The sequence below is a fragment of the Nocardioides sp. NPDC059952 genome (genome assembly GCF_042730435.1).
Classification (GTDB): domain Bacteria; phylum Actinomycetota; class Actinomycetes; order Propionibacteriales; family Nocardioidaceae; genus Nocardioides.
The window spans coordinates 70680-94250 of sequence record NZ_JBHWLY010000005.1; the positions used below are offsets into that span (position 1 = coordinate 70680).

At 71.5% G+C, this 23571-nt stretch carries 19 protein-coding genes; 4 read left to right on the top strand and 15 right to left on the bottom strand.

Annotated elements, in window-relative coordinates; genetic code table 11:
• Positions 1-80 precede the first annotated feature (80 nt).
• Complete coding sequence (locus ACFV9G_RS03805; RefSeq protein ID WP_378725016.1) at positions 81-896, bottom strand: alpha/beta hydrolase; 816 nt, start codon at positions 894-896, stop codon at positions 81-83.
• Between the two features lie 16 nt (positions 897-912).
• Here ACFV9G_RS03805 and ACFV9G_RS03810 point away from each other — a divergent pair, with 16 nt between their 5' ends.
• Complete coding sequence (locus ACFV9G_RS03810) at positions 913-1503, top strand: PadR family transcriptional regulator (RefSeq protein WP_378725018.1); 591 nt, start codon at positions 913-915, stop codon at positions 1501-1503.
• Here ACFV9G_RS03810 and ACFV9G_RS03815 read toward each other — a convergent pair whose 3' ends face one another.
• Genes ACFV9G_RS03815 through ACFV9G_RS03830 form a run of 4 tightly spaced genes read right to left on the bottom strand, consistent with a single transcriptional unit; the run spans position 1504 to position 5537 of the window.
• A complete protein-coding gene (locus ACFV9G_RS03815; RefSeq protein ID WP_378725019.1) occupies positions 1504-2112 on the bottom strand; it encodes an MBL fold metallo-hydrolase in 609 nt (202 codons plus the stop codon).
• A complete protein-coding gene (locus tag ACFV9G_RS03820; RefSeq protein WP_378725021.1) occupies positions 2112-3212 on the bottom strand; it encodes an S-(hydroxymethyl)mycothiol dehydrogenase in 1101 nt (366 codons plus the stop codon). The genes ACFV9G_RS03815 and ACFV9G_RS03820 overlap by 1 nt, the downstream gene beginning before the upstream one ends.
• A gap of 42 nt (positions 3213-3254) precedes the next feature.
• Complete coding sequence (locus ACFV9G_RS03825; protein ID WP_378725023.1) at positions 3255-4301, bottom strand: 2Fe-2S iron-sulfur cluster-binding protein; 1047 nt, start codon at positions 4299-4301, stop codon at positions 3255-3257.
• 3 nt (positions 4302-4304) lie between these two features.
• A complete protein-coding gene (locus ACFV9G_RS03830) occupies positions 4305-5537 on the bottom strand; it encodes a cytochrome P450 (protein WP_378725025.1) in 1233 nt (410 codons plus the stop codon).
• A gap of 141 nt (positions 5538-5678) precedes the next feature.
• Between ACFV9G_RS03830 and ACFV9G_RS03835 the strand changes: the two genes are divergently transcribed.
• Positions 5679-6617 carry an AraC family transcriptional regulator gene (locus tag ACFV9G_RS03835; RefSeq protein WP_378725027.1) on the top strand — a complete coding sequence of 313 codons (939 nt, stop codon included), beginning with the start codon at positions 5679-5681 and terminating at the stop codon, positions 6615-6617.
• A gap of 5 nt (positions 6618-6622) precedes the next feature.
• On the opposite strand, the gene ACFV9G_RS03840 is transcribed toward ACFV9G_RS03835, so the two are convergent.
• The 6 genes from ACFV9G_RS03840 to ACFV9G_RS03865 form a co-directional block, all read right to left on the bottom strand.
• The gene (locus ACFV9G_RS03840; RefSeq protein WP_378725029.1) at positions 6623-7162 is read right to left on the bottom strand and encodes a TetR/AcrR family transcriptional regulator; all 540 of its coding nucleotides are present in this window, start codon (positions 7160-7162) and stop codon (positions 6623-6625) included.
• Entirely contained in the window at positions 7159-8352 is a 1194-nt protein-coding gene (locus ACFV9G_RS03845) for a cytochrome P450 (protein WP_378725031.1), read from the bottom strand. The genes ACFV9G_RS03840 and ACFV9G_RS03845 overlap by 4 nt, the downstream gene beginning before the upstream one ends.
• A 24-nt stretch (positions 8353-8376) precedes the next feature.
• Complete coding sequence (locus tag ACFV9G_RS03850; protein ID WP_378725033.1) at positions 8377-8838, bottom strand: cupin domain-containing protein; 462 nt, start codon at positions 8836-8838, stop codon at positions 8377-8379.
• 66 nt (positions 8839-8904) lie between these two features.
• Positions 8905-11454 carry a LuxR C-terminal-related transcriptional regulator gene (locus ACFV9G_RS03855; protein WP_378725035.1) on the bottom strand — a complete coding sequence of 850 codons (2550 nt, stop codon included), beginning with the start codon at positions 11452-11454 and terminating at the stop codon, positions 8905-8907.
• A gap of 9 nt (positions 11455-11463) precedes the next feature.
• Positions 11464-12417, bottom strand: coding sequence for a diacylglycerol/lipid kinase family protein (locus tag ACFV9G_RS03860; protein ID WP_378725037.1), 954 nt, complete (start codon positions 12415-12417; stop codon positions 11464-11466).
• Positions 12414-13976 carry an FAD-binding oxidoreductase gene (locus tag ACFV9G_RS03865; RefSeq protein ID WP_378725039.1) on the bottom strand — a complete coding sequence of 521 codons (1563 nt, stop codon included), beginning with the start codon at positions 13974-13976 and terminating at the stop codon, positions 12414-12416. Before ACFV9G_RS03865 ends, ACFV9G_RS03860 begins: the two co-directional genes overlap by 4 nt.
• A gap of 17 nt (positions 13977-13993) precedes the next feature.
• Here ACFV9G_RS03865 and ACFV9G_RS03870 point away from each other — a divergent pair, with 17 nt between their 5' ends.
• On the top strand, positions 13994-14593 hold the full coding sequence (locus tag ACFV9G_RS03870; RefSeq protein ID WP_378725041.1) for a TetR/AcrR family transcriptional regulator: 600 nt from the start codon (positions 13994-13996) through the stop codon (positions 14591-14593).
• On the top strand, positions 14590-16110 hold the full coding sequence (locus tag ACFV9G_RS03875) for a glycerol-3-phosphate dehydrogenase/oxidase (protein WP_378725043.1): 1521 nt from the start codon (positions 14590-14592) through the stop codon (positions 16108-16110). Before ACFV9G_RS03870 ends, ACFV9G_RS03875 begins: the two co-directional genes overlap by 4 nt.
• A 3-nt stretch (positions 16111-16113) precedes the next feature.
• On the opposite strand, the gene ACFV9G_RS03880 is transcribed toward ACFV9G_RS03875, so the two are convergent.
• From ACFV9G_RS03880 to ACFV9G_RS03895, 4 genes are all read right to left on the bottom strand, one after another.
• On the bottom strand, positions 16114-16485 hold the full coding sequence (locus ACFV9G_RS03880; protein WP_378725045.1) for a DoxX family protein: 372 nt from the start codon (positions 16483-16485) through the stop codon (positions 16114-16116).
• Between the two features lie 80 nt (positions 16486-16565).
• On the bottom strand, positions 16566-18938 hold the full coding sequence (locus ACFV9G_RS03885; protein WP_378725047.1) for an arylsulfatase: 2373 nt from the start codon (positions 18936-18938) through the stop codon (positions 16566-16568).
• Positions 18939-19238: 300 nt separating this feature from the next.
• A complete protein-coding gene (locus ACFV9G_RS03890) occupies positions 19239-20369 on the bottom strand; it encodes a TolB family protein (RefSeq protein ID WP_378725048.1) in 1131 nt (376 codons plus the stop codon).
• A gap of 10 nt (positions 20370-20379) precedes the next feature.
• Positions 20380-23523 (bottom strand): M36 family metallopeptidase, encoded by a 3144-nt coding sequence (locus tag ACFV9G_RS03895; RefSeq protein WP_378725050.1) that lies wholly within the window; start codon positions 23521-23523, stop codon positions 20380-20382.
• Between the last annotated feature and the right edge of the window lie 48 nt (positions 23524-23571).

Below are 23571 nucleotides of genomic sequence, written 5' to 3' on the forward strand. Positions count from 1 at the left end.
ACCGTTCGCACGTTAATCACGGCGTGAGCGGAGCAACCTCCCCGATCGGAGAGTCTTGCGGGCAGGATCAGGGAGGAGAATCAGCTCGTGGCGTACGCGATGACCTGCTGACCGAGCGGCGAGAGCCGGCCCTCCTCGACCACCAGCTCCCAGCCATGCCCCGCCTCGGCGGGCACGAACTCCGAGGACGTCGCCTGCGCCAGCGCCTGAGCGGCGTCGGCCTCCTCGGCCCCGTCGGTGTCCTCGGCGATGGCGATCAGGCCCGGCGTGCTGATCGAGTCGGCGACCGAGGCCAGGTCGACGCCGGCCCAGTTCGACGGGCCCGAGAGGTCCACCCAGCCGTCGACGTCCACGCCGGCGGCGACGGCCCGTACGGTCTGGCTGCCTCCCATCGAGGCGCCGACCAGCACGACGGGCACATCCGGCCACTGCTTCTCGACCTCGCTCAGCACGGCCTGCACCTGTGGCACCGGGTCGTCGAGATCCTTGATCCCGCAGTCGGCATCGCCATAGCCGCAGAGGTCGAACGAGAGGCCGGCGACGCCCTGGAGAGCTGCCAGGATCGCGAAGTCGCCCCACCCGCAGCGGTCCCCGTCGGTCTGATGGAGCATCACCAGCACCGCCGACGGAGCCCGGTCCTCCGGAGGCGAGAACCGGATGGCCGGCAGCTCGAGGTCCTTGCCGGCGACCTGCGTCGGCTCCACCCCGGCGTCGGTCTCTGGCAGGAAGCAACCGCCGAGCTCGCCCTGGAGGTACGGCCCGTCCGACGGCAGCACGGGGCCCGACTCCTTCGCCTTCCCGGCGCCCCCGTCCTCGGCACCGTTCTCCGCCCCGCACCCGGCCATCAGCACTCCGAGGATCGCCGCCCCGGCCGCTACACCCTTCACACTCCGCATATGTCAATATTGACATATGCCAGACCCAGGGGTGACCGCTTCCAACCTCGGCTTCGCGATCCTCGGCCTGCTGGCGCGGCGCGCGAGCACCGGCTACGAGGTCGCGCAGCGGATGCGCCAGCCGATCGGCTACTTCTGGACCGCCCGCCACTCCCAGATCTACCCGGAGCTGAACCGCCTCGACGCCGCCGGCCTGGTCGAGCACGAGGTCATCGAGGGCGCCGGGCCCCGACCGACGAAGCGCTACCGGATCGCCTCGGCCGGTCGGGACGCGCTGGCGGCATGGGTCGTCGGCGACCTCGAGCCACAGCCGGTCCGCGACCTGGAGGTCCTCCGGCTGTGGTCCATCTGGACCGTCGAGCCCGACGCCGCCACCGAGCTGGTCGGTCGGCTCGAGGCGGTCCACCAGGGCGTCCTCGACCGCTACCTCGAGGAGCTGGCCGAGATCTCCGACGACCCGGGCGCCCGCGATCCCTCGAACCCACTGTTCGCCAGCCGGATCACGCTCGAAGGCGGCATCCGGTCACGGCGTACGGCGCTCGAGTGGTGCGCCTGGATGCGCGCCGAGCTCGCGGCCGCCGAGCGACCCGGGCGTCCCGGGGCCTGATCAGCCCAGTCCGGAGACCTCGGCGGCGATCGTGGTGTCGTCGCCGTGCCCGGTGTGGACGACCGTTTCGCCGGGAAGGGTGAACAGCTTGGCCCGGATCGACGACTCGATGGTGGGCCGGTCGCTGTAGGAGCGCCCGGTCGCCCCGGGACCACCCTGGAACAGGGTGTCGCCGGTGAAGACGCACCCCAGCGACGGCGCCGACAGACAGACCGCCCCGGGTGCATGGCCCGGGGTGTGCAGGACGGTCACAGAGGTGTCGCCGATCTCGATGACCTGCCCGTCGGAGAGGTCCGCGTCCCACAGCTCGTCGGGGTGGGTGAGCTCCCACAGCGGCCGGTCGTCGGGATGGAGCAGGATCGGGGCCCGGACGGCCTCGCGCAACGCCGGCGCCACGCGTACGTGGTCGTCGTGGGCGTGGGTGCAGACGATCGCCTTCACGCGTCGACCGTCCACCACCGCCAAGATGTCCTCCACCGAGTGCGGTGCGTCGATGACCAGGCACTCCTGGTCGTCGCCGATCACCCAGACGTTGTTGTCCACCTGGTGCGTCTCGCCGTCGAGGCTGAAGGTGCCGCTCGTGACGCCGTGGTCCACGCGTACGGCCATCAGAGCACCACCACCGAGCGCAGGACCTCGCCACGGTGCATCTTCTCGAACGCCGCCTCGATGTCCTCGATCCCGATCTCCTCGCTCACGAAGGCGTCCAGGTCGAGACGGCCCTGACGATAGAGGTCGACCAGCATCGGGAAGTCGCGGCTGGGGAGACAGTCGCCGTACCAGCTGGACTTGAGTGCGCCACCGCGACCGAAGACGTCCAGGAGCGGGATCTCGGGCACCGCCATGTCGGGCGTGGGCACGCCGACGAGCACGACCGTGCCCGCCAGGTCGCGGGCGTAGAAGGCCTGCTTCCAGGTCTCCGGGCGACCGACCGCCTCGACGACGATGTCGGCACCTTCGGCACCTGCGTACGTCTCCGAGCAGATCCGCCGGATCTCCTCGACCGGATCGGTCTGCGAGGAGTCCACGGTGTGGGTCGCGCCCATGGCAGCGGCGCGCTCGAGCTTCTTGGCGTCGATGTCGACGGCGATGACCGGGCTCGACCCGGCCAGCACGGCGCCGGCGATCGCTGCCACCCCGACGCCACCGCACCCGATGACGGCCACCGACCTGCCGCGGGTCGCGCCGCCGGTGTTGATGGCGGCACCGATACCGGCCATCACGCCACAGCCGAGCAGGCCGACGGCCGCGGGCCGGGCCTCCGGGTCGACCTTCGTGCATTGACCCGCCGCGACCAGGGTCTTCTCCGCGAAGGCGCCGATGCCCAGCGCGGGCGAGAGCTCGGTGCCGTCCTCGAGGGTCATCTTCTGGGTGGCGTTGAAGGTGGCGAAGCAGTACTGCGGCTCGCCGCGGTTGCACGCCCGGCAGCTGCCGCAGACCGCACGCCAGTTGAGCACCACGAAGTCGCCCGGCGCCACGTCGGTCACATCGGGACCCACCGCCTCGACCAGCCCGGCGGCCTCGTGGCCCAGCAGGAACGGGAACTCGTCGTTGATCCCGCCCTCGCGGTAGTGCAGGTCGGTGTGGCACACCCCGCACGACTGGATCTTCACCACCGCCTCACCCGGGCCGGGATCGGGCACGTTGATCGTCACCAGCTCCACCGGAGCTCCCTTGGCACGGGCGATGACGGCCTTGACCTGCTGCATTTCTCTCCTCTCGAGGCACCGGAGGCTTCCGGTCGCTCCTGATTATCCTGGGGTTTCCTGATATATCTCGGCAAGGGCCGGTCTCGGCGTCGCCGGCTCGAACTTCTCCCGGTGGATCAGCCGGGGTGCCATCCGGCGCCGCTTGAACGCCTTGACCCCGGCCTCGACCAGCGCCGGAGAGCCGCACAGCCAGCCGGACCAGCCCCGCGCGCTCGCGATGTCCTCGACGAACGCGTCGGGCGCGTAGCCGCCGCGGTGACCGGGGCGCGTCTCCCGGGACAGCACGGTCACGAAGCTGAAGCCCCGATACCTCTCGGCCAGCTCCGCGAGACGGTCGGTGTTGTAGAGGTCCGCCCCGGTGCGTACGCCGTAGTAGAGGACCGCCGTCCGATCGGGGTGGCGGGCGAGAGCCGTGCGGGCGATGCCGAGCAACGGCGCCAGACCGGTGCCGCCACCGATGAGCACCATCGGCTCGCCCTCGTCGTCGTCCGCGTCCGGCACGTGGAAGTCGCCGAGAGGACCGCACACCTCGACCCGGTCACCGACGGCGACCGGCCCGAAGAGCCACTCGCTGGCCACGCCACCGGGGACGCGGCGGACGTGGAGCTCGAGGACCTTGTCCTCCTCGGCGGTGTTGGCGAGCGAGTACGGCCGGCGCTCGGCGGTGCCGGGGACGAGCAGCTCGACGTACTGCCCCGCCGAGAAGGCGAGCGGCTCCTCGAGGCCGAGCAGGATCCGCCGGGTGTCCCGGGCGATGTCCTCGACCCCCACGACGGTGGCGGTGAGGTCGCGGAGCACGTGCGTCGTACGTCCCATCTCCGAGCCATGCAGCGCGACCTCGGTCTCCACGAGCGGCCGAGCCTGGCAGGCCAGTGCCAGACCGCTCGCGCGCTCGTCCGCGGTCAACGTCTCGAGCGGCGAGTCGCGGTGGTCGACGTCCCCGCACAGGACCTGCAGCTTGCAGGTGCCGCAGGTGCCCTGGTTGCAGGAGTTGGGCATCCAGACGCCGGCACGGAGGAACGCCTCCAGGATCGACTGGTCCTCGGCACACTCGACGCGGCGGCCGGAGACACTGATCGCGGCAGACACGGCTCAGACCTCCCAGGTGCCGTGCAGGCTGGTGGGGCCGCGGAATCCCCAGCCCCAGAACTCGACGCCCTCGCCGGTGTCGCGCTCCAGGTTGGGGATCGCCTCGAAGAGCTCCTCGAGCCCGATCCGCATCACCTGGTTGGCGTAGTAGATGCCGGCGCACGCGTGGTTCCCGGCACCGAAGGCGAGGTGCGGCAGCGGCGGCCGGTGCAGGTCGTACGCCGTGGGGGCATCGTATTTTCCGGAGTCGTGGTTCGCGGAGCCGTAGGAGAGGATCACCGGCGTCCCGGCGGGCAGGTCGATGCCGGCGACGGTGACCGGCTTGGTGCTGATCCGCGCGGTCGCCGACCAGATCGGCGAGGTCCAGCGCATGCCCTCGGAGATGGCCCGCGGCAGGAGCGAGGGGTCGTCGACGACCTCCTCCATCTGCTCGGGACGGCTGAAGAGCCCGACGAGCGTCGAGGCCATCCCGTGGCCGGGCTCCTGCATCGCACCCAGCAGGTAGACGTAGATGGTGGGGTAGATGTACGCGCGGTCGCGGGTCTTCCCCGGTGGCATGCCGTCGTGGAGCCAGTGGGAGATCGCGGTGTTCTCCGGGTGCTCGATCCACCGGTCGATCAGCGGGTCGACGACCGCCTGGATCTCGGCCCTGGCCTCGTCGCCGGGGGTGAACCCGTCGGGGTTGGTGAACTCCCCGTTCTCGTCGACCGCGGCGTTGGTGAACGAGACGCTCAGCTTGTGGAACCACTCGCGGAGCTTGTCGGAGGAGACCGACTGCAGCCCCAGCAGATCGCCGAGCGAGCGTACCGAGACGGGCTCGCAGTACTCCGCGACCAGCTCGGCGCGGCCGCGGTCCTCGAACTGCTCGACGTAGTTCCGGGCGATCGGACGGACCAGGTCGTCCACCCAGCTGTCGACCTCGGCCGGCTGGAGCTGGGGCTCGACCATGCCGCGCAGGTCGGCATGGATGTCGCCGTTGACGCCGATGATCGCCGGGTGCCCGAACGTACGTCCGCCGGCCGGGGTGATCACCGCCTCGAAGTCGGGGCTGGTGGCGACCTCGCGGCAGATCTCCGCGGTGGAGGCGACATAGGAGCCGAGCACCGGGACGAAGGCGAGCGGCGCCTCGCTGCGTAGCCGCTCATAGGTCGGGTAGGGGTTCCGCTCGAGCTCGGTCATCGTCACGTCGTCGAGCCAGGAGAGGTCCTGCTTGCCGGGTTGCTGCGTGGTCGTCATTGGGTGCTCCTCGGGGAGTGGGAGGTTCCGAACAGGAGTCGAAAGTAGGTCGGTCCTCGCGCCCGGGCGACACGGATTGCGCGGGTTCGGCACCCTGAACGCGACCAATCTGTGACGCCCGTCTCAGGTACGCTCTGCGGCATGTCCGGTCGTAGGCGAGCCGCTCCCCGGGACTGGGGGCAGGCCTCGCGCGTCGTGGCCCAGGCGTACTTCCCGCACGAGCTCCGGCCGGTCGGCGGCGCGCACGAGCCGCGGCTGACGCTGCGTACGCTGGATCTCGGGCCGGTCCTGATCGGCCATGTCGGCTGGGGCGCGGACGTCGCGATCGAGTGCGACTACCCGAGTGCGTACGAGGTGAACATGCCGATCACCGGCCACCTGGAGAGCCGCGGCCGGTTCGGCGAGCTCACCTCGGTGGTCGGCCAGGGCACCGTCTTCCGGGCCGACACCCCGTCCCTGATCAGCCACTGGGACGCGACCTGCACCGTGCTCGGCGTGAAGTTCGACAGCGACTGGCTGGAGATCGAGACCGAGCGGATCCTGGGCACCGACCGCGTCAACGCCCGGGCCCTTCTCCCGGAGCAGCTGTCGCTGGAGTCCGGCCGCGGTCGCGCGTGGCATCACCTGACCACCAGCCTGGCCGCCAACCTGCACGACCCGGACCTCTTCGCCGACAGCGAGCTCGTACGCCGTCAGCTCGCCGGCGCGGTCGCCGCGGGCCTGATGGAGATGTGCTGCCCCGACGGCGGCGTCACCGCGGCTGCCCGGCCGCGGTCGATCCGGCGTGTGGTCGAGGCCCTCCACGACGACCCCGCCCGGGCCTGGACCGCCGCCGACATGGCCGCGCTCGCCGGCACCAGCGTCCGCCGGCTGCAGGAGGGATTTCAGCAGTGGCTGGGGAGCACGCCCTCCCAGTATCTCCTCGACATCAGGCTCCAGCGCGCCCACGCCGACCTCACCACCGACCCCGCCCTCAGCGTCGGTGACGTCGCCGCGCGCTGGGGCTTCTCCTCCGCGAGCCGCTTCGCCGCCGCCCATCGGCGCAGGTACGGCACCGCCCCGTCGGCCGCCCGCCGCTGACGTGTCTAGCTGCTCGGCGGCACCACGAGGAACCGCTCCAGCTGGCGACGCTCTGCTTCTTCGTCGGCGCCGGGGCTGATGAGGAACGACAGGATGATGCGCAGGACCCAGTCGGCGAGGTCGGGGTCGGTGGCGCCGGAGGCGAGATAGCTCTCCGCGGACCCGCGGATGATCGGGGAGTCGTGGAGCACCTCGCGCAGCAGGGTGCTGTCACCGGCGTACCAAGCGGCGAGGTGGGGGCGCTCGCGCACGGCGGCGAGGCAGGAGATCACGGCCTCGACCACGCGACGGCGGGGATCGGACACATCGGTCGTCGCCCGGGCGACCTGCTGGGTGATGAGCCGCGCCTCGCGATGGGCGAAGGCGTGGATCAGCGCCTGCCGGTTCTCGAAGTAGCGATACAGGGTCGCCCGCGAGCAGCCGGCCGCGCGGGCCACCTCGTCCATGCCCGGCTTGTCGACGCCTCGCTCCACGAAGAGGGCGCCCGCGGCGTCGAGGATCCGTTCGGCGGCGAGCTCGGTCCGCTCCGCCTCCAACCAGCTCATCCGGTCACCTCGACGTGGAGGCTGACCGGCCTGCGTACGTAGCTCCCCGGCGCCCACGCCAAGGAGTCGTGGTCGACGGTGAAGGACGGCATCCGGGTGAGTATCTCGGTGAGCGTCACCCGGCCCATCATCCGGGCGGCCGCGGCACCCAGGCAGTGATGCGCGCCATGGGCGAAGGTCAGGATCTGCCGGGGGTTGCGGGTGACGTCGAGCTCCTCGGCGTCGGCTCCGAAGGCGCGCGGGTCTCGGTTCGCGGCGGCGTAGCAGAGCAGGACCTTCTTGCCCGCGGGGATCGTGGTGTCGTGGATGGTGACGTCGCGGGTGGTCGTCCGCGCGAGTCCCTGGACAGGTGAGGTGAGCCGGAGCAGCTCCTCGACCGCGGCCGGGACGTCGTCGAGGGCGAGCGTGCGCTGGTCGGGGCGGTCCGCCAGCAGCGGCAGGCCGCCACCGAGCAGCCCGGTCGTCGTGTCGTTGCCGCCCGCGACCATGGTGAAGGCGAACGCGAGCACCCGGAGCAGGCCGGCGTCGTCGTCGGCCTCGCCGGCGGCGACGAGGTGGGAGACGGTGTCCTCGGCGGGCTCTCTCCGGCGCCGCTCGATCAGCTCGGCGAAGTAGCCCATCAGCTCGGCGGCGGCACCTGCTCCGATGCTCTCGTCCTGCGCCGCGTTGGCCGTCACGATCGCGTCGGTCCAGACGTCGAACCGATCCCAGTCCACCTCGGGCACACCGAGGTAATGGGCGACGACCATGCTCGGCAGCGGCTTGAACAGCTCCTGCACGATGTCGCCGCCCCCGGCATCCCTGATCGCGTCGATGCGCTCGATGACGAACTGCGTCACCCGAGGAGTCACGTCCTCGACCTGCTTCGGCGTGAACCCTCGGTTCACCAGCTTCCGGAAGGCCGAATGGGCCGGCGGATCGGTCATCACCATCGGCGGGTTGTCGGCCAGCCCGATCCGCTCGAGCTCGTCATGAGCCGTCGTCAGCCCTCCGGTCGAGCTGAAGGTCTCGTGGTCGCGCACCGCCGTGTAGACGTCGTCGTGCCTGGTCAGGACCCAGTAGTCCCCCCGAGCGACGTGGTGGACCGGCTCGTGCTCGCGCAGTGCGGCGTACATCGGCCACGGGTTGGCCCAGGAGGGCCCGGTCGGAGGGACGTACGCGGCGATCCCGTGAGACACATCGCTTTTCATGTCTCACAGGATCAACACGGAACGCTAGTTTGTCAACGGCTGTGTTCCCGCGAGAGCGACGCCGTGGCGCTCGGTGACCGTCAGGATCGCGGCCATCGAGTCAGCGACCGGGAGGTCCGCGGGGACCGAGGCGGCGAAGTCGGCGAAGAACTTGCCGGCGCCGTCGCCGGTGGTGATCGCGAGGGCCCGGGCCGAGTCGCCGACGACCTCGAAGGTGGCGGGGGTGCCGGCGGGGAAGACGACCAGTCCGCCGGGCTCGACGTCGTAGGACGTGTCGTCGACGTACGCCGTGATGCGGCCCTCGAGCAGGTACAGCACACCGCTCCATGGCGAGACGTGCGGCGGCGTCATCGGGGCGGCGGGTGCGATCACCTCGAAGACCTCGAAGGCCCCCTGGGCGTCCTTGACGGCGGCCTTCGCGATGTGGTCGCCGTCGACCATCGGGGTGTGCCGGCCCTCGTCTGGCCGGACGTAGGTGGTGCTCATGACTCCTCCTTCGGTTGGGTGCTTCTCAGCATCCGCCGCAGGATCCGGAGTGGCGCGAGTAGTGCGCTACTCGACTCCGAGAGGGTCCGCGAGCGCGGCTCGCTCCGAGACTCCGAGCTTGTGGCCGACCCGGTAGAGGTGCCCCTCGACGGTGCGAACCGACAGCGTCAGCCGCGCCGCGATGTCCTTGTTCGACAACCCTCGGGCGGCCAGCGCGGCGATCTCGCGCTCGCGGGCCGTCAGCGGCAGCGGCCGGGCCGCGACCACCAGCGCCGGGGTGCGAGCACCTGACCTCTCGGCCAGCCTCGTCGCGGCGGCCGCCGCGGTCATGCCCGACCCCTGCCGCCCCGCGCGGCGCTGCACGTCGGCGGCCTGCGCCGCCGCGTCGCCCGCGGCGACGAGATCACCGAGCCGGGCCCACGCATGGGCCACCCGGAGAAGCGCGTCGCCGTCCTCGTCCGCCCACGCTCGGACGTGGGCCAGGGCCGCCTCGACGCGAGGGCACAGCCCGGCGAGCGGCGCGAGCCGGTGGGCCGGCGCCACGGTCGTGTCACCGAACTGGACCGCGGTCTGCCAGGCCAGGACCTCGTACGCGGGCGACCCCGCCTCGCGAGCGAGGTCAGCCGTGGCGACAGCGTGCCCGATCGCCTCCGTCGTCCACCCCTCGGCCGCGGCACCCCACGCCAGCGCGAGCCGGTCGTCGGGCAGATAGAGCCGGTACGCGGGATGGTGCCCGGCAGCGATCCCGGCCAGGAGCGGCGCGGCCTCCTCAGGAAGACCGGCCTGTGCGAGGGCGGTGGCCAGCAACGTACGACACCGGAAGGCGAACTCGTGGCCTGAGCCGTCCAGCCCGGCCCATGCCTCGCGCAGCGAGACCAGTGCGTCACGCAGCCGACCCTCGGCGAGGGCGGCGTGCCCCGCAACGACGAGTCCCATGAGCCTGGCCGGTCCGGGGAGGTCGGCCGATGCCGCTCGCATCCTCCGGGCCAGGTCCGCGCCCCGGTCGGGGGTGCCGGCGAGACGGTGCCCGAGCACCTGGAAGTCGGCGAGCCCGAAGCCGGGGATCACGGTCGGCACCCGGTCGGCGGTCAGCCCACCCACGACGGCGGCCTCGTCGAGGAGCCCGTGCTCGCCGGTGACGGCGGCCGCCGCGGATGCCGAGGTGGCGGCCAGGATGGCGGCCAGATCGTCGGGAAGGTCGCTCCGCAGCAGCTGCGGCGCACGGGCGAGCACGGTGGAGGTCTCCCCGTCCACCAGCCCCAGGACGAGCGACATGGCCGCGACGTGGGCCGGCGCGGCCCCGGTGGCCTCGGCCGCGGCCAGCGCCTGATGGGCCTCGGCGGGCCTGGCCATCGTGAAGAGCAGGTTGCCGGTGCGATGGAGCTGCACCATCGCGAGCACGCCCGGGTCGGACGCGGTGGCGACGATGTCCTCGTGGATCGCCTCGGCCTCCTCGCCACGGCTGAGCCAGGAGAGCGCGGCGCCGTGCACGACCCTCGCGGCGAGGTCACCGGTGGCAGCGGCCGCCCGCGCGAGTCGCTCGGCCAGCGGGAGGTCGTACATCCGGGTCGCGGCCTCCGCCGCCCGCAGGAACAGCGCCGGCTCCGGCGGCCGGTCGGAGTCGAGGGTGAGCACGGCTCTAGGGATCGGATCCGGCTCCGGGTCCAGAGTCTGTGCCACCCGGCCGCGGAGGCGGCGGGCACGCAGCGTGCCCATCGCGGCGCGGCGTACCTCGCCGTAGAGGGGGTGCGCCAGGCGGGCGACCAGGCCATCCGTCTGCACCAGCGCACGGTTCTCCGCCTCCTCGACGTCGGCCGCCGAGGTCAGTGCGAACAGGGTCGGGACCGCCACCGGCTCGGCCAGGGCGACCATGTCGACGACGTCCTGCACCCCCGCGGCGAGGTCGCCGATCTCGCGCTCCAGGAGACCGGCGAGCTCGGGCGAGATCGCCGGCTCGCTGGTCCACCGCCAGATCCCGGACGCCGCCGTGAACCGCCCCGCCGACACCTCGCCGGCCAGCAGGTGCCGTAGGAACAGCGGGCTGCCCTCGGTCAGCGTCCACAGACGGTGCGCGGAGGCGGTGTCCACCGGCCCGCCGAGCACCCGGGCGATCAGCCGGGTGCTCTCCTCGGCGTCCAGCGGCGCCAGGTCAAGACGCGGCAGATGCTCGTCCTTCCACAGCGAGGTCACGATGTCGGGAACGGGTTCCCCCGTACGCAGCGTGATCAGCACCGGCGCCAGCCGGCGCGCCACCACGCGATGCACCACGATCGCCGAGTGCTCGTCGAGCAGGTGGGCGTCGTCGACCGCCAGCACCAGCGGCTGCAGCCGGGCGAGCTGGTCCAGCGCCCGCCCGATGGTCTCGGCGGCCTCCCCGGGTGGCACGTCGAGCAGCCCGGCGAACGCACCCAGCGGAAACGGCCGGGCGGCCGTACTGCCCTGGGCGAGGACGACCGTCGCTCCTCGCTCCGCGGAAGCCAGCGCCTCGCGGGCGAGCCGGGTCTTCCCCACCCCCGCCGGACCCGCAACGATGACGCCCGCCGCACCTGGCCGGATCGCCGCCGCGACCCTCCGCAGCTCCTCGTCCCGCCCGGTCAGCGGCCACGGCCGCTCCATGGCGTCAGGCTAACGACTCGGCTGCGCCGGCGCATCACTCAAAATCGTGGGCCTCAGGATGCTGAGCGCGCCCGGGAGGACCTCGATCCGTGCCGCGGAGTCCGGGCCCGCCGGAAGGTGCCCCATCGGTTCGCCATCGGCTCCCATCGGTACGGACGGGGTGCCGCTGAGCTCGACCGCGCGACCCCGCAGCACCGTCACCTCCGGAAGCTCGACATGGGAGCCGTCGTAGACCTTGGGCAGCGATCGGAGCAGCTGACGCCGAGAGGCGGCCTCGATGATCAGCACGTCGAGGAGCCCGTCGTCGACCCGGGCGGCCGGGGCGATCTTCATCCCCGAGCCGTAGTAGGCGGAGTTCGCGACGACCACGGTCGCCGCCTGGACCTCGAGGACCAACTCGTCGACGACCACCGTCCCCGAGACCGGCTTGTCCGTCGCCAGCGCGTGGGCCGCGGCGTACGGATACTGCAGCCGCTTGGGGATCCGGCGGACGCGGTCCACGATCTCTCCGGCGACGGCGTCGACCCCGGCGTACACCGATCCGGCGACCACCCGGGGCGCAGAGTCGCCGAGCCTCAACGAGAGCAGGTCGACGGGGCGCGCCGTCCCGCGGAGCAGGAGGTCGGCCACCTCAGCAGCGGACGAGGGCAGCGCGAGCATGCGGGCGAAGTCGTTGCCACGGCCGGCCGGGAGGATGCCGAGCGTTCCGCCGCGGGAGGCGACCTGGCCGGCGATCGAGGACAGCATCCCGTCGCCGCCGACCGAGACCACGATCTCGCCCCGGTCCACGGCCGCCTCGACGACGTCGTGGGTCGCGCGCGGGCTCGACGAGTAGATCACCTCGACCTGCGCACCGGCATCTCGCAGGATGCGCGCCACGGGGACGACCGCGGCAGGCGCCGCGCCGCCGCCGGAGACCGGGTTGACCAGGAACGAGAACGCACGCTCACCGGCGCTAGTCACGGGATCAGCACTCCCGGGTTGAGTACGCCGGTGGGGTCGACCGCGCCCTTCAGCCCCTGCAGCATGGCGACGCCGACCGGTCCGATCTCCCGGGTCAGCCACGGCTTGTGGTCGGTGCCGACCGCGTGGTGGTGGGTGATGGTCCCGCCGGACTCGATCATGGCGTCGGAGGCGGCGGCCTTCGCGGCCAGCCACTGCACCAACGGGTCCTCGGCCTGCCGGGCGGCAACGGTGAAGTAGAGCGAGCAGCCGGTCTCATAGACGTGCGAGATGTGGCAGAGCACGAGCGCACCCTCGCCGAGCGAGGACTCCAGCGCGCTCTTCACGGCCCCGTAGAGCCGCTCCCGGTTGGACCAGAAGGTCGCGGTCTCCAGGGTCTCCACCAGGACACCGGCATCGAGCATCGAGTCGCGCAGGTACGGAGCGTGGAACCGTCCCTCGGCCCAGGCCAGGCCGCGCTCCTCGCCCAGGTTGGTGCCGCCCCCCGCCTCGAGCACGGCGGCCACCTCGGCACGGCGCGCGGCGACGGAGGCCCCCTCGTGGCCGACGATCAGCACGCACCCGGTGACGCCCTCGCCGCCGATGTCGCTCTGGCTCGCCAGGTTGACCATCGTCTCGGCTTCGTCCGAGAGGCGGATCACCGTCGGCAGCCCACCGGACTGCGCCAGGGTCCGCATCGCCTCGGCACCGTCGGCGAAGGTCGCGAACGACCACGCCTCGTACGCCTTCTCCGCGGCCACCGGGCGGACCCGGACCGTCACCTCGGTGATGACGCCCAGGGTGCCTTCGGAGCCGAGCACCGCCTGCCGCAGGTCCGGGCCGGCGGCGTTGGCGGGCGAGGAGCCGAGCACGAGCTCGCCGATCGGGGTCGCGACCCGCAGGCCGACGACCATGTCGTCGAAGCGGCCGAAGCCCGCCGACGACTGCCCGCTGGACCGGGTCGCGGCGAAGCCGCCGATGGAGGCGTACTCGAAGGACTGCGGGAAGTGTCCGAGCGTCAGGCCGTGCTCGGCCAGGGCGGCCTCGGCCGCCGGGCCGCGCATGCCGGGCTGGAGGACGGCGGTCATCGAGACCGGGTCGACGGAGAGCAGCCGGTCGAGGCGCACCAGGTCCAGGCTGATCAGGCCGGCGAAGCCGTCGCGCCGCGCAGCCAGGCCACCGGTCACGCTCGTCCCGCCTCCGAAAGGAACCATCGCGACCCGGTGCTCGACCGCCCAGGCGAGCAGCGCCTCGACGTCCTCGTGCGAGCCCGGTCGGACGACGGCGTCGGGTGCATCGGCCAGGTCCCCGGCGCGCGCCCGGAGCAGGTCAGGGGTCGACTTCCCGCGGGTGCGGAGCCGACGGGTGGCCTCGTCGGTCAGGACCTCGTCCTCGCCGACCAGCGCGCGCAGCCCGTCGAGCAGGGAGGCGCTCAGGCCGGGCGCGGGGATCCGGACCTGGTCGACCGCCGGGGTGTCGCGGGTGCCGATGAAGGCGTCGACGAGGCCCTTGACCGACTCGGGCAGAGGCGCGGCGTGGGCCGGGTCGCCCCAGCGCTGAGGGTGCATCTCGAGGATCATGCGTTACAGTGTTACACATGACGTCCGAACGTAACAACGACCAGGGGCTGTCGACCGCCGACCGGCTGCTCGCGGCCGCCCGCGAGTGCGTACTCGCCGTCGGCTGGAAGCGGACGACCCTCACCGATGTCGCCCACCGGGCAGGGGTGTCCCGGATGACCGTCTATCGGACCTACCCGGACATGGCGACGCTGTTCGCCGACCTGATGACCAACGAGGCGGCTGAGCTCATCGCCACCGTCCTGCCCGACACCGCCAACACCGCCGGCGGGCCCGAGCGGATCGCGACCGGAGTCGCGGGCGCGGTCGCCGCGGTGCGGCGCGACGAGCTGTTCCGGCGCGCCGTCGACCTCGACCCGGAGTGGCTGCTGCCCTACCTGCTGCACCGTCGCGGCCGCTCCCAGGACGCCATCCTCGACGTGCTCGTCAAGGAGATCGCCCGGGCTCAGGCAGACGGCACCGTACGCACCGGCGACCCGGAGACGCTCGCCCGCGGGATCGTCCTGGCGACCCACGGCTACGCGATCTCGGTCGGCACCATGACCGACGACCGGGTCACGACCGACGCGCTCGACCACGAGCTCATCGAGCTCGTCCGGAGGTATCTGGCACCATGACCGATCGCATCGCCCACGGCTTCGATCACCCCTCCGGCCACATCCCCGACGACGTCGACCTGGTCGTCGTCGGCCTCGGCGTCACCGGTGCCGGCGCCGCGCTCGACGCCGCCTCCCGCGGCCTGAAGGTGCTCGCGGTCGACGCGCACGACGTCGCGTTCGGCACTTCCCGCTGGTCCAGCAAGCTGGTGCACGGCGGCCTGCGCTACCTCGCCGCCCTGCAGCTCGGCATCGCACACGAGAGCGCGGTCGAGCGCGGCATCCTGATGGAACGCACCGCGCCCCACCTGACCCGTCCGCTGCCCTGGCTGCTCCCGTTGACGAGCAACGTCTCGTTCACCCAGGCCGCCCTGGCCGCCGCCGGGTTCGGCACCGGCGACCTGCTCCGGCTCAGCGCGCGCACCAGCCGCGAGACGCTCCCGCGCCCCCGCCGAGTCACCCGCACCGAGGCGCAGCAGCTCGCTCCCGGGCTGCGTTCGGCCGGGTTGCGAGGGGGCCTGATCAACTGGGACGGGCAGCTCGAGGACGACGCCCGGCTGGTCACCTGCCTGGCACGGACGGCGGCGTCGTACGGCGCCCACGTCCACACCCGCGTCCGCGTGCTGGAGGCCACCTCGACCCACGTGGTCCTGCGCGACGAGCGCACCGGCGCCACCCGGACCGTACGCACTCGCGGGGTCGTCAACGCGACCGGCGTGTGGGCCGGCGACCTGGTCGAGGAGGTGCGGCTGCGCCCCAGCCGAGGCACCCACCTGGTGCTTCGGGCCGACAGCATCCCCGGTCTACGCACCGTGCTGACCGTGCCGGTGCCCGGCAGCACCAGCCGGTTCGTGTTCGCGATCCCGCAGCCGGAGGGCACCATCTATGTCGGGCTGACCGACGAACCGGTCGACGGCCCGATCCCGGACGTACCTCAGCCGACCGAGGGCGAGATCGGCTTCCTGCTCGACGTCCTCGCGCCGGCCCTGGAACGCCCCGTCAAGCGCTCCGACGTGGTCGGTGCCTTCGCCGGGCTCCGGCCGCTGCTGGAGGCCGACGGCTCCACCGCCGACCTCTCGCGCAAGCACGCCGTGCTCACCTCCCGCACCGGTGTCGTGACCGTCGTGGGCGGCAAGCTCACCACCTACCGGCAGATGGCCGAGGACGCGATCGACGCGACCGGTCTGACCGGCATCCCCTGCCGGACCCGGGACCTGCCGTTGCTCGGCGCCGCACCCCGCGACGTCCTCGATCAGATCGATGAACCCGGGCGCCTGGTCCGCCGTTTCGGCACCGAGGCGAGGTACGTCATCGACGAGGCCGTCCGGGCCACCGGTCTCCCGGAGGACGAACTGGTGGCGCCCGGTCCTGGCGGCGTCACCCTGGCCGAGCTCGTCTTCGGGGTCACGCACGAGGGGGCCGCCGACATCGACGACCTCCTCGACCGGCGTACCCGGGTCGGGCTCGTGCCCGAGGACCGGGCGGCCGCCGTGCCCCTGGCACAGCGGGCGCTCGCGCTGACACACGCGACCTCCTAGCCGCTAGAACGGCTCGATCGCGAAGCGCCCCCAGGCGATGAAGACCATCGCCGCCAGGAACACCAGGTCACCGAGCAGCTCCTTGTACTCCGCCCGCCGGATCCGCTCGGTGACCGCTCCGGCCATGTAGAGCGCCATGCACGACGCCGCGACCGGCACCAGCACCGGCGCCACGTTCACCAGCCCCGGCAGGACCAGCCCGATGCCACCGAGGACCTCCACGACGCCCATGAACCGCACGTTGCCGGGCGTGAAGTCCTCGGGCCAGTGCAGCTTCGCGGCGTACTTCTCGTAAGGCATCGTCAGCTTGACGATGCCGCCAGCGATGTAGCCGAACGCGAATACGCCGGCGACGATCCAGAGGGCGATGTTCATGTTGTCTCCAGGTCCAGTCGATTCCCGATTTCACCCTCAGACGGGACAGCTGGTGGATCTGTGACATCGCGGCGCCGCGGCTACTGGCGTGCCATGGCGATCCTGAAGCGCTCTTCCGGGTCGATGTAGTGGTCGTGGACGTCGTCCCCGAGGTCGATCTGGACCCACGCGATCTTGCCCGTGAACCGGCTGGTCCGGCTGGTGTAGTCCGAGGAGACGGTCGTACCGGACTCGTAGCCGATGTCGGTGGTCTCGTCGGCCGAGAAGACCATCGGCTGGGTCGCCTCCACCCGGCCCGACCCGACCGGCTTGCCGTCGTCGTAGAGCGTGACGCCGCCCCCTTTGGCGAGCCCACCACCGTCGTACGCGAACTCCATCCGGACCTGACGGGTCCCAGCGGCGAGCAGCGATTCCGAGACGACGGGGAACTGCTGGATGCCGAGCACGTTGTAGACGAACTTGAGCCTTCCGTCGCGGGCGAAGAACGTCCAGCCGCCGAACCGGCCGCCCTGGGCGATGATCACGCCCTCGGCACCGGTGTCGGGGATCGTCACCTCGGCGGTGACGGAGAACGACTTGTTCTTGATGCTGACCACGCTGTTCTCCGAGAGCCGGCCCATGCCGGGAAAGAAGAGCTGGGTCCTGCCATGGACGAGCGTCGGCCTGCCGGCCATGGCGGGCTCGATCCGCTCGGCGGTGCGGTCGTCCATCGGGAGCACGCCGTACTTCACGGCCTCGATCAGCCAGAGCCGCTGCAGCTGGGCCAGCTTCTCGGGGTGCTCCGCCGAGAGATCCCTCGCCTGGCTGAAGTCCGTGTCGCCGTCGTAGAGCTCCCACACGTCGTCGTCGAACGCCGGCAGGTCCCCGCCGACCATCACCCACGGGGTGCGGTGCTTGGTGACCGCGCTCCAGCCCTTGTGGTAGACGCCGCGGTTGGCGAACATCTCGAAGTACTGCAGATCGTGGCGCTCCGGCTCGTTCGCGCCGCGGAACGTGTAGAGCATGCTGGTCCCCTCCATCGGCGACTGCTGGACGCCGTTGACCATGGCCGGCTCGGGCAGTCCTGCCGCCTCGAGGATGGTCGGCGCCAGGTCGATCACGTGGGTGAACTGGGAACGCACCGAGCCCGGGTCGTCGATCCGCTCGGGCCAGTGCACGATGGTGCCGTTACGGGTCCCGCCCCAGTGCGAAGCGACCTGCTTGGTCCACTGCAGCGGCGAGTTCATCGCCCACGCCCAGCCGACCGAGTAGTGGTTGTAGGAGCTGGGTGAGCCGAACTCGTCCATCTTCGCCCGCATGAAGTCCGGGGTCTCCAACGCGGCCATGCCGTTGAAGTTGGCCATCTCGTTGAAGGCTCCGTTGACGGTGCCCTCGGCCGAGGCGCCGTTGTCGCCGACGATGTAGTAGACGATGGTGTTGTCGAGTACGCCGAGGTCGGCGATCGTGTCGATCACGCGGCCGACGTGGTGGTCGGTGTGCTCCAGGAACCCGGCGTAGACCTCCATCTGACGGGCGAGCACGGGCTTGAGCTCGTCCGGCATGTCGTCCCAGGCGGGGATCTCCTCGTGGCGGGCGGTCAGCTCGGCGTCGGCGGGGATGACCCCGAGCTCCTTCTGCCGCGCGAAGGTGCGCTCCCGTTGGACGTCCCAGCCGTCGTCGAACCTCCCGGCGTACTTGTCGATCCACTCCTGGGGGACGTGATGGGGAGCGTGGGTCGCGCCCGGTGCGAAGTAGGCGAAGAACGGCCGGTCGGGCATCAGCGCCTTCTGCTGACGGATCCAGGCACACGCGTGGTCGGCCAGGTCCTCGGTGAGGTGATAGCCCTCCTCGGCCGTCGCCGGCGGCTCGATCGGGGTGGTGCCCTCGTAGAGCGCCGGGTCCCACTGGTTGTTCTCGCCGCCGATGAATCCGTAGAACGTCTCGAACCCGCCACCGGCCGATGGCCAGGCGTCGAACGGGCCGAGCGGCGAGGTCTGCCAGACCGGGACCTCGTGGCACTTCCCGAACTGTGCCGTCGAGTACCCGTTGAGCTTGAGGGTCATCGCGAGCGGGGCCTTGGTGTTGGGCCGCACCGAGCTGTTGCCGGGCGCCGAGGTGGCCGTCTCGGTGATGCTGCCCATGCCGACGGAGTGATGATTGCGGCCGGTCAGCAGGGCCTGCCGCGTCGGGGCGCACAACGCCGTGGTGTGGAACCGGTTGTAGCGCAGGCCGTTGGCTGCCAGTCGCTCGGCGACCGGCGTGGAACAGGGCCCTCCGAACGCGCTCGATGCTCCGAAGCCGACGTCGTCGAGAAGTACGACGAGCACGTTGGGCGCGCCGTCCGGCGGGAGCAGCGGCTCGATCGGCGGGTAGGCGGTGTCGGGATCCTTGGCGTCGTACGTCGTGTGCGCCGAAGCTGGTCGGTCCGGGATCGGCAACATGGTCCGGGCGTGGGTGTCGGGACGGTTCGGCATGACAGGGCCTCCGATCGTCGAGAACGGACTTCGAGCGTCACATGCGGCTGCGCACCTGTCGTCCCTCTTACCGGGTAATCGGAAGGTCGAAGGCACCAGCCGGTCTTAGGCCATGTTCTTGAACCCGCGGGAGTGGGTCGTTCACACCAGAAACCACCCCTCGGGCGGCCCACTCGGTTCGTCAGTCGAGTCGGGTGCCGTCGAGTCGGGTGCCGTCGAGTCGGGTGCCGTCGAGTCGCTGTCTCCCCACGAGCCCGGGCGCCCGGACTCCTCCTCGGCAGGCCGCTCACACATCTGCGGTCACCCGCCCAGCTCGCGGAGGAAGATGTCGGCCAGATCGTTGGTGTCACCGCGAACCAGGTTGGACGCATAGCTCCGGAAGGCTGCGTACCGGCCGTCGGCGCTGATGTCCACCGAGTCCGAGACGGCGTCTCCATGAGTGCCGTCCCCGGCGACCGACAGCAGCTCGGTGGTGCCGGCGCCCCGGTCGTGGACGAACACGTCACGACGATCGTTGGTGTCGCCCGCCACCAGGTTCGTGGCCAGGCTCTCGAACACCACCAGCCGACCGTCCGCGCTGACCGACGCCTGGCCGGAGACGCCGTCACCCTCGGTCCCGTCGCCGGCGACCGAGATCCGCTCGGTCGTCCCGGACAGACGGTCGTGCAGGAACACGTCGGAGGTCTGGTTGCGGTCGCCGGGCGCCAGGTTCGAGGCGATGCTGTGGAACGCCACGAACCGTCCGTCCGAGCTCAGCGACGGGAACATCGAGCTGCCGTTCGACTGGGCCCCGCCGGCACCGACGGAGACCCGCTCGGTCGTCCCGGTCTGCCGGTCGCGTACGAACACGTCCTGGGCGCGGTTGGTGTCGCCTGCCACCAGGTCGCTCGCGCTGCTGTAGTAGGCGACATATCGGCCGTCGGAGCTGATGCTCGCGGCGTACGAGATCCCGTTGCCACCAGCACCAGTCGCGGTCGCGGAGACCAGCTCGGTCGTGCCGGTCTCCCGGTCGTGGACGAACACGTCCGGTCGCCCGTTGACGTCACCGGGCACGAGGTTGGAGGCGGAGCTGTCGAACGCGACGTACCGCCCGTTCGCGCTGACCACCGGTCGGTCGGAGTGGGCGTTGCCCTCGGTGCCGTCGCTCGAGACGGAGGCACGCTCGGTGGTTCCGGCCTCCCGGTCGCGGAGGAAGATGTCGGTCGTGCGGTTGCCGTCGCCGGCGACGAGGTTCGAGGCCAGGCTGTCGTACGCCACGTAGCGTCCGTCGGCGCTCAGCGAGACCAGGGTGGAGGTGTCGTTGCCCTCGGTCCCGTCACTGGCAACCGAGGCCCGCTCGACCTCACCGGTGGTCCGGTCGGCGATGAAGACGTCCCGGGTGCCGTTCCCGTCGCCGGGAACCAGCGTCGAGGACGGGCTGTAGAACGCCACATAGCGACCGTCAGCGCTCACCGACGGGCCGGAAGGAGTCCCGGTTGCCCTCGGTCCCGTCTGCCGCTGACGACACTCTCCGGAGCTTGCACCGCGGCAGGCTGAAGTCCAGGGTGGTCGGCTTGCCCACGACCACCTGCAGGGACAGCGGGTCGCTGCATCCTCCGGCGGCCATGGCGGTCGCGGTGTGCGTACCCTTCGGCACGCTCGCGAAGGTGTAGGAGCCCTCGGCGTCGGTGGTGACCGGAGCGACGTTCGTCGCGTCGATCCTCACCGTGGCGTTGACCACCACAGCGCCGTCGGCGTCACGTACGTGCCCCGAGACCGGATGTGCTGCTCCCTGCGCGGCGAACTCGAAGAAGGCGCGGTGCTGCACCCCGTCGGTGCGGGTCACGACGAGCTCGCGACAGGTACGCCCCCACTCCTTCTGCGTCTTCGAGCCGTAGGTGTAGCGGCCCGTGGCTGCGTCGAAGGAGAGCCCGTTGCCGGCCGGCACCGTCTTCTCCGGGAGCGGGCGCGGAGTGATCTGCTCGGCGCGAGGATCCTCGACGGCGAGCGTGCGGCAGTTCACCTGGCGCGAGTACGGCGTGCCCGCGAGGACGTCGAGCCCGTCGTCCCCACCGGTGCTGAACTCCACCGACTGCGCGGAGCCGGCCGTTGCCAGGTTGAGCGCCGGCTCGGCCGCCAGGCCCTCGAACCCGGCGCGGCAGTCCGGGTGCGTGTCGAACGCCTCGCGGTTGTCGTCGCGGTCGAAGCTGCTGCCCTGGGTCGCGCTGTAGCCGAGGCCACGGCGGGCGAAGGCGTTCCAGATCGTGCAGGTGTCCTCGCCGTCGCTGAGCTCGTCGGCGGCCGCGATGATGCCGTCGCGCGAGTCGACGAGTCCGGGGTAGCAGCCCTGGAACTTCAGGCCGTCGATCACGTACTGGATCGCCCGGTTGTTGCCACCGGTGTTCCACTCGTCGTAGACGTCCGGGTTGAACCCGTGCTTGTCGATCAGGTCCCAGGTCATGTCCCACAGCACCGCGGCCCAGCCGTGGCCGATGCCGTGCGGGGCACGCAGCGTCGAGCCGTCGATCCAGCCCTTGGTCTTGATGCTGTCGTAGGTGAACGGCTGGATGGTCATGTCGCGCGAGTACGGCGCGGGCCGGATCCCGGCGCTGTGCCGGTCGGCGCCGTACGTCACGTAGGAGCCCATCCCGCGCGGGCCGTCGGGGTCGTCGACCGCGGGGTCGAGCAGCATCGCCATCGCCAAGAAGTCGCTCCAGCCCTCACCTGCCTGCTCGTCGCCGCCGAGGCAGTTGACGGTCGGACCGCCGGTGAGGCGGGTGGAGATCCCGTGCGCGTACTCGTGGATGATGATGCCGGCGTCGAGGTCGCCGTCACGGATGCCCGGGTGGTCGGGGTGCTGCCGGACCGTCACGGCGACATCGCCCGCAGCGGTCTCGATCGCGTCGCCGTCGGTCCGGGTCACGCTGACCATCGGGATCTCGACGCGCGGACCGCTCAGCGGCCCGTCGACGACGACCAGGTCCTCGGAGGCCACCGCGACGACGACGGCAGCGGCACCGAGCTCCTGGGCGACCTGCCCGCGCTGCTGGAAGGTGCACATGCTCTCCGTGTTGCTGCCGCTGTCGACCACGGCCGTCCACGGCTGGGAGGGCAGCGTCTGCGGGTACTGGTCGGCGTCACAGCCGGTGCCGCCGTGGACGACGGCCCCGGCCTGGATGCCCTCGGCGGTAGGCGCCGGTGCGAACCGCGACCAGCTCGCGTCGAAGGACCCGACGCCGTCGACCACGACCTGGTTCTGGGCACCGAACTGGTCGCCGGGCCACAGATACATCTGCATCCGCGGCTGCTCGCTTCCGTCGACCGCCGGCGAGGCGAAGTTCGCGTTGTTGATGCCTCCGCCGTCGGCAGCCTCGGCCAGGACCGCGTCGCCACCGGTACCGCCACGGCCGTAGGTGTTGGCCGAGAAGTTGCCGGCAGACTCGTCGAACCCGTACTGGTAGGCGACGTCGTGGACGGTGTTGTTCCAGTAGAACAGGTTGGTCACCGCGGCGTCGCGGTAGTTCTGGGCGTGACCGTCGAGGTCGGCGTCGGCGTCGAAGGTCAGGTCCTCGCCACCGTCCACCACCCCTTCCGAATCCGGGTGGTTGTCGCCGTTCTCGTCGAGGTAGGCGGCGACGTTGTTGCCCTCGGTGGTCGTGTGCTCGGCACCGGGCGCGCCGTCGGTGTCGTGCCAGCCGTGCGGCGACGCGGTCGCGTCCGCCGGGTTCGACACCAGCGTCCGCGGTCCTTCGAGCGGGCTCTCCCGCGTCACCACGCGGTACGTCGCACCGTCCTCGACCGGGTCCGGTGAGCCTTCGAGCGAGCCGGACGCTGCCGTCGCGGCTCGCGCCGCCCGGCCCGTTCGACGGCCCAGTCGATGGCTGAGGTCGGTGATGGTGTCGTGAGAGGTCCAGTCCTCGACCTTCAGCACGCCTCCGGTCTGGGCGTCGACCGCCGTGTTCCACAGGCTGGCGTTGTCCGGGTCGTCGAGGACCAGCTGCCAGGCCAGTCGCAGCCCGTCGGCGGTCGGCTGCCAGCCCAGCCGGGCCGGGATCGGGTCGTCGGAGACGCCGCCGCCGGACAGCACGGTCTTGCGGGCCTCCCCTCGCGGCTGGCTCGTCACCCGTACGCCGCGCGGGCTGCCGACGTCGAGACGCTCGGACGCCGAGCGAGTGGCTTCGACGGCACCGAGGTCGGCGCGGCCTGAGGTGTCGGCCAGTCCGCCGACGAGGCTCTCGCCGACGAACAGGACCTCACCGTCCGAGGCGACGTTGACGGTCGCGTACGCCCCGAACACCTCGAGCCCGCGCTTGCGCTGGCTCAGGGTGACGTGGGTGACGCCGCTGTCCTCGCTGACGTACGCGCTGGCCACGGCGAGCTCTGCCACGTCGCCCGCGGTGAGCCGGTAGCGGCCAGGGTGGTCCTTGACGTCGGCGAGCGCGATCTCGATCGCCTCGTCCCGGTCGACCGGGTCGGCGCTGCCGACCTTCGTCGATGCGCTGGCGACGGGAGCGGGAGCCGCCTGGGCTCCGACCGCGGTCATCGTGCCCGCCACGACCAGCCCCATAACCGTCACGAGCCGGACCGGCTGCCTCAGACGTACCATCAGTGCTGCTCCTGCCTCGAAAGTGTCTGCGCGAGTCTGCAACGACGC